14 protein-coding genes are annotated in these 11,919 nt (G+C 33.3%); 9 read left to right on the top strand and 5 right to left on the bottom strand.

The window, feature by feature from the left end; translation table 11 throughout:
• Positions 1-112: 112 nt before the first annotated feature.
• The 8 genes from mbhE to F0460_RS02700 are packed head-to-tail and all read left to right on the top strand — an operon-like array spanning position 113 to position 6,548.
• Positions 113-2,434, top strand: a complete 2,322-nt coding sequence (gene mbhE / locus F0460_RS02735) for a hydrogen gas-evolving membrane-bound hydrogenase subunit E (RefSeq protein WP_150010040.1) — start codon at positions 113-115, stop codon at positions 2,432-2,434.
• Positions 2,415-2,852: an MnhB domain-containing protein gene (locus F0460_RS02730; RefSeq protein WP_150010038.1), complete on the top strand. Its 438-nt coding sequence runs from the start codon at positions 2,415-2,417 to the stop codon at positions 2,850-2,852. Before mbhE ends, F0460_RS02730 begins: the two co-directional genes overlap by 20 nt.
• On the top strand, positions 2,853-3,206 hold the full coding sequence (locus tag F0460_RS02725) for a Na+/H+ antiporter subunit C (protein ID WP_150010036.1): 354 nt from the start codon (positions 2,853-2,855) through the stop codon (positions 3,204-3,206).
• Positions 3,203-4,714, top strand: coding sequence for a proton-conducting transporter transmembrane domain-containing protein (locus F0460_RS02720; RefSeq protein WP_150010034.1), 1,512 nt, complete (start codon positions 3,203-3,205; stop codon positions 4,712-4,714). Before F0460_RS02725 ends, F0460_RS02720 begins: the two co-directional genes overlap by 4 nt.
• A gap of 2 nt (positions 4,715-4,716) precedes the next feature.
• On the top strand, positions 4,717-5,196 hold the full coding sequence (locus F0460_RS02715; protein WP_150010032.1) for a Na+/H+ antiporter subunit E: 480 nt from the start codon (positions 4,717-4,719) through the stop codon (positions 5,194-5,196).
• 1 nt (position 5,197) lies between these two features.
• The gene (locus F0460_RS02710) at positions 5,198-5,473 is read left to right on the top strand and encodes a monovalent cation/H+ antiporter complex subunit F (protein ID WP_150010030.1); all 276 of its coding nucleotides are present in this window, start codon (positions 5,198-5,200) and stop codon (positions 5,471-5,473) included.
• On the top strand, positions 5,466-5,831 hold the full coding sequence (gene mnhG / locus F0460_RS02705) for a monovalent cation/H(+) antiporter subunit G (RefSeq protein WP_150010028.1): 366 nt from the start codon (positions 5,466-5,468) through the stop codon (positions 5,829-5,831). The genes F0460_RS02710 and mnhG overlap by 8 nt, the downstream gene beginning before the upstream one ends.
• Before the next feature lie 12 nt (positions 5,832-5,843).
• Positions 5,844-6,548, top strand: a complete 705-nt coding sequence (locus F0460_RS02700; RefSeq protein WP_150010026.1) for a glycerophosphodiester phosphodiesterase family protein — start codon at positions 5,844-5,846, stop codon at positions 6,546-6,548.
• Between the two features lie 167 nt (positions 6,549-6,715).
• Here F0460_RS02700 and F0460_RS02695 read toward each other — a convergent pair whose 3' ends face one another.
• Complete coding sequence (locus F0460_RS02695; RefSeq protein ID WP_150010024.1) at positions 6,716-7,408, bottom strand: SIR2 family NAD-dependent protein deacylase; 693 nt, start codon at positions 7,406-7,408, stop codon at positions 6,716-6,718.
• A 44-nt stretch (positions 7,409-7,452) separates the two neighbouring features.
• Between F0460_RS02695 and F0460_RS02690 the strand changes: the two genes are divergently transcribed.
• Positions 7,453-8,133, top strand: a complete 681-nt coding sequence (locus tag F0460_RS02690) for a TrmH family RNA methyltransferase (RefSeq protein WP_150010022.1) — start codon at positions 7,453-7,455, stop codon at positions 8,131-8,133.
• A 180-nt stretch (positions 8,134-8,313) separates the two neighbouring features.
• Here F0460_RS02690 and F0460_RS02685 read toward each other — a convergent pair whose 3' ends face one another.
• The 4 genes from F0460_RS02685 to F0460_RS02670 form a co-directional block, all read right to left on the bottom strand.
• Positions 8,314-9,009: a LytR/AlgR family response regulator transcription factor gene (locus tag F0460_RS02685; protein WP_150010020.1), complete on the bottom strand. Its 696-nt coding sequence runs from the start codon at positions 9,007-9,009 to the stop codon at positions 8,314-8,316.
• Positions 9,006-10,052, bottom strand: a complete 1,047-nt coding sequence (locus tag F0460_RS02680) for a sensor histidine kinase (protein WP_150010018.1) — start codon at positions 10,050-10,052, stop codon at positions 9,006-9,008. Before F0460_RS02680 ends, F0460_RS02685 begins: the two co-directional genes overlap by 4 nt.
• A gap of 109 nt (positions 10,053-10,161) precedes the next feature.
• Positions 10,162-11,112 carry an isopenicillin N synthase family dioxygenase gene (locus tag F0460_RS02675; RefSeq protein ID WP_150010016.1) on the bottom strand — a complete coding sequence of 317 codons (951 nt, stop codon included), beginning with the start codon at positions 11,110-11,112 and terminating at the stop codon, positions 10,162-10,164.
• Between the two features lie 58 nt (positions 11,113-11,170).
• Positions 11,171-11,827 carry a TetR/AcrR family transcriptional regulator gene (locus tag F0460_RS02670; RefSeq protein WP_223810748.1) on the bottom strand — a complete coding sequence of 219 codons (657 nt, stop codon included), beginning with the start codon at positions 11,825-11,827 and terminating at the stop codon, positions 11,171-11,173.
• Positions 11,828-11,919 lie beyond the last annotated feature (92 nt).

Raw genomic sequence — 11,919 nt, 5'->3', positions numbered from 1 at the left:
CCTTTCTTGGTCGGTTAATGAAGATTAAATTTCATTAAATGACTTATTTTTCTTATTTTAGCAAAAATCGATATAATTTAAGATATAGAGAAAGGACTAAACTACACATTTTATGCTTTTACCGATTATTGTAACCTTTTTGTTAGCCTTTTTGATGTTGCTTTTAAAGCCGCAAAAGTTTTTAAGGTTTTTTAAATTTATATGTGTTGTTCCACTTCTATTATTCCTTTACTTATTAACATATTTACCATCTGTTTATCAGGGAACTAAATCAATATTTTTTAAAAATGAATGGATTCCTTCTTTAGGAATTTCGTTAGATTTTAAAATTGATGGTCTTTCCATGCTTTTCGGGTTAATGATTACCGGTATTGGTACATTAATTTATTTGTATGCAGCGGAGTATCTGAAGAGAGACGAAAACATTCACCGCTTTTATTGTTACTTAACCTTGTTTATGGGTGCCATGCTCGGCGTGGTTTTGTCTGATAATTTAATTACACTGTTTGTTTTCTGGGAACTTACAAGTATAAGTTCGTTTTTCTTGATTGGATACAACACCGACCAGGAAGCATCGCGAAAAAGTGCCATGTGGGCATTGGGTTTAACCGGTTTGGGCGGTTTTTTTATGTTGGCATCGTTTGCTTTAATTGGCATTGTCGCAGGAACGTATTCTTTAAACGAACTTCTTGCGTATCCCGATGTATTGCTAAACAACCAGTATTACTACATTATTATATTCCTTCTTTTTGCGGGTGCATTCACAAAATCGGCACAGTTTCCGTTTCATTTCTGGCTTCCGGGCGCAATGAAAGCACCAACTCCGGTATCGGCTTATCTGCATTCAGCAACCATGGTTAAAGCCGGAATTTACATTTTAGCACGTTTTTCTCCGATTTTGGGCGGCGATACTGTTTGGAATGATACCTTAATGATCGTTGGCGGAATTACAATGGTAATGGGAGCGGTATTGAGTGTTTTTCATAAAGATATGAAAGGTTTGCTGGCATATTCTACCATTTCGGCTTTGGGAATCATTGTTTTTTTGATTGGCATTGGAACAGAAACTTCTTTGTACGCAGCTTGTACATTTATTTTGGTTCATGCGCTTTACAAGGCAACTTTGTTCTTAATTACAGGAATTGTAGATCACGCAACACACACTAGAGATTTATCTGTTTTAAGAGGTCTTCGTAAAGTAATGCCAGTAATTGCAATTGCAGGTTTTATCGCGGCATTATCAAGTGCAGGAATCCCTTTTACCTTCGGATTTTTAAGTAAAGAACTGATTTACGGCGTATCTACTGACGGAATCTGGACACAAGAAACTGTTTTTGTTTTAACTGGAATTGCCTTACTGACAAATATATTTCTAACATCATCAGGATTTTTAGCTGGAATTCGTCCGTTTTTTGGAAAACTTCCAAAAGAGTTTGAAAAGATCAAAAAACCGAATTTCTATTTATGGTTTCCACCTGTTTTGTTGAGTGCGTTAACGCTGCTTTTTGGTATCGTTCCATCAATAATAGATCAATCCATATTAAAATCGGCAACAATATCGGTTTTAGGAACATCAACCCAAATGTATTTATCGTTATGGCACGGTTTCAACTTGGTATTATTGTTAAGTGCTATTACGATTGTATTGGGAATTTTACTCTATTTAGTAATAAAGCCATCAAGCCGAAACGAAAGCAGATTAAAAGGCTTGGATGATTTTTCGCCACAAACAATTCTTACCAGTATTGCATTGGGTATTCGTTGGTTTGCATTCAGATACACGCGCTTTTTTCATAACGGATATCTAAGGGTGTATATCATGTTTATCGTGATCTTTTTTACGGGAATTGTTGGTTACAAGCTGTTTGCCGATGTTCCGTTGCGTGTAAATACCGAAGATTTATCTGCCTTTAGAATTTATGAATTCACAGTTTTTGTTATAACCATTATCGCAATTTATTTTATTACAAGCACAACATCCAGACTAACATCAATCGCGGCTTTGGGTGTAATTGGATATTCAATCTGTTTGATTTTCGTTTTTTACGGTGCACCCGATTTGGCAATGACGCAGTTTGCAATTGATACTTTAACGGTTGTATTGTTTGTATTGGTTTTGTTCAAATTACCGCCATTTTTAAAGTTTACCAATAAAAAAATTCAGTTCAGAGATGGAGTCATTTCGGTTTGCTTCGGAATATTAATTTCGTTGATTACCTTACAGGCATTGGTTTCTCCGGCTGATAAAAGTGTAAGTAAATTTTATGCTGATAATGCTTACATTTTGGCAAAAGGTAAAAATGTGGTAAATGTTATTTTGGTTGATTTTCGTGGATTTGATACTATGATTGAAACAATTGTGCTATCGATTGCAGCAGTGGGAGTTTACAGTATTTTAAAATATAAGACGCAAGATGGAGAAAAATCGGAATAATGAAAGATTAGACAAAACAATCTTACGAACATCAACAAATTACTTACTACCGTTGTTGATTTTGTTCTCGATTTTTTTGTTGATACGCGGACATTACCTTCCTGGCGGCGGTTTTGTTGGTGGTTTGGTAGCATCTATCGCATTTGTATTGCATTCGTTTGCTTACAGTCCAACACAAACTGTAAAAATGTTCAGTATAAAACCGTTTTTCGTGATACCTACAGGATTAATGCTTTGTTTTTTTAGCGGAATGTTGCCTGCATTATTGGGATATCCGTTTATGAGTGGCGTATGGTTTGCCGATAATGTAGTGGCAATTGGTGCATTCGGATCGGCATTAATATTCGATATCGGTGTTTACATGGTAGTGATAGGTGTAGTTTTAACAATTTTATTTACAATTTCAGAAAATACATAAATGGAATTATTATTAGTGATTTTAGTCGGCGCGTTTTATTCTGCCGGTATATATATGATGTTTCGCCGAAGCATGGTAAAACTGCTTATGGGATTACTTTTATTAGGAAACGGAGCAAATATTCTGATTTTTTTAATGGGCGGATTAACCAAAGGTAAAGCCCCGATTATCAGACCAGAAAACAGTAAGTTTTTAGAAGTTTATGCAGATCCCGTTCCGCAGGCATTAATACTTACCGCAATTGTAATAAGTTTTGCATTAACGGCATTCGCAATTGTACTGCTAAAAAGAGTTTACACAACAACAGGATCAGACGATTTGGATTCCTTAAATATTCAAGATTTAGATATATGACAACAAACTTTATACTGGCACCCATATTAATGCACATGTTTACCGCTATTGTGTTGTTATTTTTCTGGCAGAAAGTTCTGATTCAGAAAATAATAAGCATTGTTGGTAACAGTATTGCATTTCTGCTGTGTTTACGTTTGTTCGAAATGACGTTGTCTCAAGGATATTTAACCTTACAATTGGGCGGTTGGCAGGCTCCATTTGGTATTACGTTTATATCAGACACATTAAGCGCGATTATGGTTCTTTTGACGGCGTTGGTTTCATTAGCTGTAGGAATTTACTCAACTGCAAGTTTAAATGTAAGCAGAATTAAATACGGTTACTTTTTTATTTTCCACTTTTTAATAATGGGGCTTTTAGGCGCATTTCTTACCGGTGACATCTTCAACATGTACGTTTGGTTTGAAGTGGTGATTATATCGTCTTTTATTCTTATGACAGTTGGAGGAAAAAAAATGCAGATGGAAGGCGCGATAAAATACGTTACAATGAACATGCTTGCATCGGTAATATTTCTTACTGCAATCGCGGTTTTGTACGGAATTACCGGAACGTTGAACATTGCCGATATTGCCAATAAAATTACCTTGGTAGAAAATAAAGGTTTGGTAACTGTAACTTCGCTGTTGTTTTTCGTTGGTTTCGGAATTAAATCAGCGGTGTTTCCATTATATTTTTGGTTGCCATCAGCTTATCATACACCGCCATCGGCAATTGCAGCAATATTTGGAGGATTGCTTACAAAAATGGGAATTTACGCCATGTTGCGTGTATTTACCGTAATTTTTCAACCTGATTATTTTACACTGACATTATTCTCGATCATCGCTGTATTGACATTAATAACAGGTGCTTTAGGAACCATTAATAAACGAAGTATCCGCAGAATTTTATCGTATTTGATCATTTGTCATATCGGATATTTAATTGCAGGATTGGTTTTAAATACCGAATTGGCTTTTGTGGCACTTGTTTTTTATCTGATTCACGATGTAATTGTAAAAAGTAACGTATTTATGATTTCAGGTGTCATTTTAAAAATGCGTGAAACGGTTGATATCACTCGTTTGGGAAGCTTACTGAAAGATTATCCGAAATTTTCATTCGTAGCAGCTTTGGTATTCTTTTCTTTAATTGGTATTCCACCTTTATCGGGTTTCTGGCCAAAAATTCTATTATTTCAGGAATCGTTCAAACAAGAAAATTATGTTTTATTAGCCGGATTAATCGTAGCAAGTTTCGTAACACTTTTTGTAATGGTGCGTATTTGGTCTGAAGCTTTCTGGAAAATATCGCCAAAACCAATCACTGAAGAAATCGATCATTTTGCACCATTTTCATTATCAGGAAAAATTGCATTAATCGCACCAATAGTAGGCTTGGCAGCTGTATCTTTAATAATCGGTTTAAACGCCAACAGTTTTATAAAATTATCAGAAAAAGCAGCTTACGAAATGAAACGTCCCGAAATTTATATCAATAACGTATTAGGTTCAAAAGAATAATTATGTTACAAAATTTCTTATTAAACATATTACTTACATTTGTTTGGGTGGCACTTACCGGACAGCTTGACTATGCAAATTTTCTTTTTGGATACACCATGGGATTCTTTATTTTGTGGATGGTAAACCGATCGATAAGAGCCAACACAGAGTATTTTTACCGAGTTCCTAAAATTTTTGCTTTTATATTTTTGTTTTTTTACGATTTGCTAAAAGCCAATTTCGAAGTTATGAAAGATGTTGTTACGCCAAATTACAACATGAAACCCGGAATTGTTAAATATGAAATGGATGCAAAAACCGATTTCGAAATTACTATGTTGGCAAATATGATTGCATTAACTCCGGGAACAGTTGTGATAGATCTTTCTAAAGACAAGAAATTCATGTACATTCACGTAATGTATCTCACAAATAAAGAAGAGTTCAAAATCACATTGAGTAACAGAATTGAAAGAAAATTATTAGAAATACTTCGATAATATGACGGTTGAAGATTATATAGCGTATGTTGTAATGCCCATTATTTGTCTGGCAGTTTTTTTTATAATTCTTCGATTTATAAAGGGTCCGCAGGTAGTTGATAGAGTAGTGGCTCTTGATTTGCTTATTACCGTAGGTGTTGCATTTATAACGCTTTTTAGTATTGTTGTAAATAATCCTATGTTTTTAGAAGAAGCCATGATTATGGCGCTGATTGCCTTTTTAAGTACCGTAGCATTTTCGTATTACATATTTAAACGAAAAAGAGATGAATGATATTTTAATAATGATTTTAAGCACTTTAGGAGCAATTTTTATTCTGATTGCTTCGTTTGGTGTATTTAAAATGCCCGATTTTTACTCACGATTATCAGTAACAATAAAAGCAGCAACTTTAGGAATTGGCTGTATTTTAATTGCGGCGGTTCTGTATTTTTCAGATTTTTCTGTAACAACAAAAGCCATTGCAATTATGTTTTTTCTGTTGATTACTTCGCCCGTTGCTGGTTTTTTAATTAGTAAAGTAGCGTATATGACAGGTACAAAACTTTGGAAACATTCGCTTATGGATGAACTGAAAGATGATTTGGAAAAAGAATCGAATAAGCAATCGAAAACAGAAAAAGAAAATTAATTTTTCAGTTGTATGAAAAATAAAATCATTGCACATCGTGGCGCTTGGAAAGAATTTAATTTGCCACAAAATTCCGTAGCTTCATTAAAAAAAGCGATCGAACTGAAATGTTTCGGAACAGAATTCGATGTCCATTTAACAAATGATCATATTGCGGTTATTAATCATGATACTGATTTTTTCGGGTTGAATATTGAAACCACCAATTACAATGATTTATTGATTAAAGAATTGCCAAACGGAGAGAAACTTCCAACCTTAAATGATTTCTATTCTGAAGGATTGAATCAAACCGAAACCAAACTGATTCTTGAGATTAAAACTTCGGAAATCGGTGGAACAGATCGAACAAAACAATTGATTGATGTTATTGTAAACGAACTTCCAACCAACGCAAATCCTGAAAATTTAGAATTTATTTTGTTTGATTTTGATTCGGCTGTGTATCTTAAAAACAAACTTCCTGCTTTTTTTGTTCATTATTTAGAAGGAGATAAAACTGCCAGTGAAATTTTAAAAAGCGGCTTAAGCGGAATGGATTATAACTACAATTTGCTTTTAGCTGATAAAAACATCATCAAAGAATTTAAAGATTTAAACTTAAAAACAAACTCGTGGACGGTTAATAATTTAGAAATTGCAAAGGAATTTATACTTCAAGAAATTGATTGTATTACAACCGATTATCCGCAACTTTTTTTACAATCTTGCTTATAAAAATCTTACTGTCATTCGTCTTTTTACACTGCTTGTCATTCCGTGCTTGACACGGAATCTCATCATAATTATCTTATGAGATGCTGAAACAAGTTAAGCATGTGACCTGTCTAATTTCAACTGTAAGTATAATTTGATAGTGATAGATTAAAATACTGATAAAATCTTTAAACATTCAAATCATTAAGCAACTCCTGCAATTCCATCATTCCTTCCGATGCTTTTTTGGGAATCACTTTTATCTTCTTTCTAAAATAACTGGTTTCTGCAGGATTCAAATCAACATAAAAAAAGTGTTGTGCTTTATCGGCATAATCAATCAAACCTGCTGCAGGATATACTTGCAAAGATGTGCCAACGATAACAATGACATCAGCCTCTTCAATGATTTTTACAGCATTTTCAATTTCCGGAACTGCTTCACCAAACCAAACAATATGCGGGCGCAATTGGTGGTTTTTATCGTTTGTTGTACCTTCTAAAATATCTGCTTTCCAATCGTAAATCAAGTCTTCGTTAGCGACACTTCGTGCTTTTAAAAGTTCACCATGTAAATGAATAATCTTATTACTGCCAGCGCGTTCATGTAAATCATCTACATTTTGAGTAATAACGGTTACGTTGTAATGTTGCTGTAAATCGGCAATTATCTCATGAGCTTTATTAGGTTGAACTTCCAACAACTGCTTTCTCCTTTGATTGTAAAAATCTAAAACCAACGCCGGATTTTTTTCAAAACCATCAAAACTGGCAACTTCCATAATATCGTGTCCTTCCCACAAACCATCGGCATCTCTAAAGGTTTTTATGCCGCTTTCTGCCGAAATTCCTGCGCCTGTTAAAAAAACTAAATTTTTCATTGTATCTGCAAATAGTATCTTTGCTACTAAATTAAATAAAAGCAATGAATTTATCAGAATTATATAAAAGTGAAGATTACAGAAAATATTTGGAAGATTTTATTACCGAAAACAGAAAGCAAAAGTTTGATGAAGTTTTAGAAAATAGAACCAAGTATTTTTGTATTGCCGTGGAAGATGTGTATCAGCTGCATAATACAAGTGCGGTCATGAGAAGTTGCGAGGTTTTTGGTATTCAGGATTTGCACATGATCGAGCAAAAATTCAGCAAAACAATTGATAAGGAAATTGCGTTGGGAGCTGAGAAGTGGGTGGATATTTACCGACATTCATCTACACAGAATTGCTTGGACAGCTTGAAAAGTCAAGGTTATCAGATTGTTGCAACAACTCCGCATGCCGATGCTCATACTTTAGATGATTTTGATATTAGCAAACCGTCTGCAATATTTTTTGGTACAGAAAAAAATGGATTGTCTCAAGAAATTATGGATCAGGCAGATGCTTATATTAAAATCCCGATGTACGGTTTTACAGAAAGCTTGAATATTTCGGTTTCTGCTGCTATTGTAATTAACAGCATTACCAATAAATTGCGTAATTCAACACTAGATTGGAAACTTTCGGAAGAAGAACTTTTAGCTAAAAAAATAGATTGGATGCGTAAATCAATCAAAGATATCGATTTTATTACCGAACGTTATTTGGCTGAAAACAGCAAATAAAAAAAGTGGGTTTACCGAGATAAACCCACTTTAATAACCAAAAAAAACACTTATGAAAAACTCAAAAATTCTAAAACATTCTAATTACTTGTCCTGTAGTAGATGAGTTATAGTACAAATGTACTACGTTTTTTTTATTCTGCAAGTGTAATTAAATATTTTTTTATGTTTAGTGGTAAATTATATTTTTTTGTCGGTTAAAAGCTGTAAAACAGTGGTTTTATAAGTGTCGCCCACAGGAAATTCCTGTTCGTTTATAAAGATAAATTTACTTTGAACCGATGTAATTCTTTGCACAGGAATAATAAACGAACGATGAATCCGGATAAAATCTGATAGCGGTAACTGTTCCATAATATTCTTCATTGACATTCGTGCAACAATCTTGCTTTTACCTTCAATATGAATCTGAATATAATCATCTAAACCTTCAATAAACAAGATATTTTTCAGATAGATTTTGTTTAATTTATAATCGGCACGTATCAATATAAATGGGTCTTCTACACCAGAAACAGGCAATTGTTTTAATCTTTTTACTTTTTCAACAGCAGTTTCAAATCGTTCATAAGCAATTGGTTTCAGTAAATAATCAACGGCATTTACATTAAAACCTTCTACCGCATAACTGTCAAAAGCGGTTGTAAATATTACCAATGGTTTGTTTTTTAGCGATTTATAAAAGGAAACTCCGTCATTTTCTGGCATCTGAATATCCAAAAAAATCAAATCAACCGGAAATTTCTCCAAATAATTCAATGCTTCTTGTTGTGACGTAAACGTTTTTTCTAAAACAACATCGGTATTCTTACTGCACAAATGCTCTAAAATTGTTAAAGCCAGCGGTTCATCGTCAATTGCAATTGCTTTTATCATTTTAAATTTATTTTTAGTTGAACTTTGTAATCAGTATCGGTATTTTCAATGTTCAATTTGTACTTGTTAAGATACAGAATATCCAAACGTTTTTGTGTATTAATAATTCCTGTTTCGGTTTTTTCTAATTCGCTGATATTTTTTGCCACCTTTTTATTGAAAGTTTCCAGCAAAATTTCGTTATTATCAACCGAAATATGAATTTTGATAACTACATTTTCTGTTTGGTTCACACCATATTTAAAACAATTTTCAATAATGGGAATAAAAAGCAAAGGTGCAATTGTTTGATTTTCGACAGATCCTGAAATTTGATAATCGATTTGTGTATTCTTTGTCAAACGTAATTTTTGCAAATCGATATAATCAGAAATATAATCTAATTCACTTTTTAAAGATACTTTTTCTTTTGAACTTTCGGTTACCACATAACGCATAATCGACGATAATTTTAAAATCGCATTCGGTGCATCGTCTGATTTTACCAAAGACAAAGCGTACAAAGAGTTTAACGTATTGAATAAAAAATGAGGATTAATCTGTGCTTTTAAATACGAAACTTCACTTTTTAGCATGTCTTGCTGCATACCGTTTATGTATTGATTGGTCTTTAACAAAATACCGATTGATAACGCCAGATAAAATTGATACGCATTTTTATCGATTAGAAATTCCATAAAAAAAGGCATTTCCGGTCGTGGACCTCTTCCTTTATAATCAGGATTTTGAGCGGTTAATGCACAATGAATTTGTTCGTTTGTAATTATTAAATCGGGAAGTTTAACTGCAATTAACAAGAAAACAATAGATACCGCTATAAATATTAAATACTTTTTTTTGTGATAGAAATAAGGAACAAATAAAAAATAGTTCAGATAAAAATAAACTACAATAATTAAGGTTTCTATACAGCGTTTGTAGAAAATGAGCGAACTAAAAAACGAAGGATTATTTTGTAAATCGGGCGATGTTATAAACGGTATTCCAAAAAATAAAATGGAAACTACTAAAACTATTGCGGTTTGTTGATGCTTTTTAAACATGTAATAAATTAAACATCAAATATAAATTAAATTAATATGCGTGCTAGTTTATTGAGGTTAAGCGGTATTTTTTAAAAGAGAACAGGCTGAAATTTGTCAGCCTGTTTTTTTATTTCTTTATCAAACCTAATTCAATTAAACGTTCGGTTAAAAATTCACCTGCCGTTATATCGTCATAAAGTTTAGGGTTTTCATCAGTAACACAGTTATCTAAACAGTTTAAAGGCATTTCGCTTATCGGATGCATAAAAAACGGAATAGAAAAACGTGATGTTCCCCATAATTCTCGTGGTGGATTTACCACTTGATGTATAGTAGATTTCAGTTTATTGTTTGTGTGTCGTGATAACATATCGCCCACATTAATAACCAATTCGTCATTAGCAGCAATAGCATCAATCCATTCGCCTTTGTTATTTTGTACCTGTAAACCTTTTCCTTGTGCGCCCATTAAAAGCGTAATCAGGTTAATATCGCCGTGTGCGGCTGCACGAACAGCATCTTTTGGTTCATCAATAATAGGAGGGTAGTGAATTGGGCGTAATATTGAATTTCCGTTCTTGACAAAATCGTCAAAATAAAACTCGTTCAAACCTAAATACAAAGCCAAAGCACGTAAAACATAAACGCCGGTTTTTTCGAGCATTTTATAGGTTTCTTTTCCTGTTGAATTAAATTCGGGAAGTTCGTTAACCGTTACGTTTTCAGGATATTCGTTTGCCAGTTTGTCGTTGTTTTCAACGTACTGACCAAAATGCCAAAATTCTTTTAAATCGCCCGTTGTTCGTCCTTTTGCAGATTCTTTTCCGAACGAAACATATCCGCGTTGCCCACCAATTCCGGGAATTTCATATTTTTCTTTAACCTCTAAAGGCAAATTAAAGAAGTTGCGAACTTGTTGATACAGTTTTTCAACCAATTCATCACTTAAAAAGTGTCCTTTTAATGCTACGAAACCAATTTCTTCGTAAGCTTTACCGATTTCATTTACAAATTTTTGTTTGCGTACCGGATCATCCGATAGGAAATCACGCAAGTCAACACTAGGTATATTTTGCATTATTAAAACTTTAAATTCAAATTTACGTATTTATGAATAAAGTTTTTTAAAAAAAAAGTTAAGCGATTGTTTTTTTGAAAGCCATTGAAATAATCTGCGAGATACTTTCTTTGATTCGATCTTCACCCTCTGCAGTATTGAGATCGATCCCGCAAAAAAGACTTCCATTAGTTTTTCCATGAAGAACCAGATAATAAATTCCAGCAACTAAAATGGCTAAAATTCCGCGAATATCAATGTCTGAATTTTTAAACTGCGGATCAACAATTTTAAATACTTCCTCTCCAATCAATTCACGTTCATCTGATATATTTCGTAAAAAATCTTTTTTTTCACTGATTCCCCAAAGCATAATACGTTGCAAAATTTCATCATCTAACAAAGATTGAAACTGAAACTGCAACAAACCGCTCATGTATTCTTCCTTAATTCCATCTTTAAAAGTTAGCATGTTGTTAATGGAGTCGGTAGCTTTATATTTCCAGAAATCACGTTGAGCAATATATTCTTCCACCAAATTATCCAAACTTCCAAAATACGTCCAAACCAAACTTTTATCAATGCCCGCTTCTTTTGCAATTGAAGACGCATTTAAACCGGTATAACCCTTTTTTAAAAGAACTTTACCTACGGCTTGTATCATTTTAACTTTCGTTCGCTCTTTATCGCGCAACTTACCCGAGGTTCGCTTACGACTTTTAGATTCATCTTCCATAACATGCATTCATTAATAAGGCAAAATTAAATAAAAAAACTGACTCATATTTTCTATAAGTCAGTCTTTCTCTATAACAACATCCTAAATGA

Origin of the sequence: Paenimyroides baculatum, assembly GCF_008629655.1 — a bacterium.
GTDB lineage: Bacteria > Bacteroidota > Bacteroidia > Flavobacteriales > Flavobacteriaceae > Flavobacterium > Flavobacterium baculatum.
Note: the sequence above shows the minus strand (reverse complement) of the source record. Positions and strands in the feature narration are given on the sequence as shown.

Coding starts and splice junctions, on each gene's coding strand:
- F0460_RS02715 (WP_150010032.1), top strand. CDS start 4,717: ATGTTACAAAATTTCTTATTAAACATATTACTTACATTTGTTTGGGTG.
- mbhE (WP_150010040.1), top strand. CDS start 113: ATGCTTTTACCGATTATTGTAACCTTTTTGTTAGCCTTTTTGATGTTG.
- F0460_RS02670 (WP_223810748.1), bottom strand. CDS start 11,827: ATGGAAGATGAATCTAAAAGTCGTAAGCGAACCTCGGGTAAGTTGCGC.
- F0460_RS02710 (WP_150010030.1), top strand. CDS start 5,198: ATGACGGTTGAAGATTATATAGCGTATGTTGTAATGCCCATTATTTGT.
- F0460_RS02680 (WP_150010018.1), bottom strand. CDS start 10,052: ATGTTTAAAAAGCATCAACAAACCGCAATAGTTTTAGTAGTTTCCATT.
- F0460_RS02675 (WP_150010016.1), bottom strand. CDS start 11,112: ATGCAAAATATACCTAGTGTTGACTTGCGTGATTTCCTATCGGATGAT.
- F0460_RS02690 (WP_150010022.1), top strand. CDS start 7,453: ATGAATTTATCAGAATTATATAAAAGTGAAGATTACAGAAAATATTTG.
- F0460_RS02700 (WP_150010026.1), top strand. CDS start 5,844: ATGAAAAATAAAATCATTGCACATCGTGGCGCTTGGAAAGAATTTAAT.
- F0460_RS02730 (WP_150010038.1), top strand. CDS start 2,415: ATGGAGAAAAATCGGAATAATGAAAGATTAGACAAAACAATCTTACGA.
- F0460_RS02725 (WP_150010036.1), top strand. CDS start 2,853: ATGGAATTATTATTAGTGATTTTAGTCGGCGCGTTTTATTCTGCCGGT.
- F0460_RS02685 (WP_150010020.1), bottom strand. CDS start 9,009: ATGATAAAAGCAATTGCAATTGACGATGAACCGCTGGCTTTAACAATT.
- mnhG (WP_150010028.1), top strand. CDS start 5,466: ATGAATGATATTTTAATAATGATTTTAAGCACTTTAGGAGCAATTTTT.
- F0460_RS02720 (WP_150010034.1), top strand. CDS start 3,203: ATGACAACAAACTTTATACTGGCACCCATATTAATGCACATGTTTACC.
- F0460_RS02695 (WP_150010024.1), bottom strand. CDS start 7,408: ATGAAAAATTTAGTTTTTTTAACAGGCGCAGGAATTTCGGCAGAAAGC.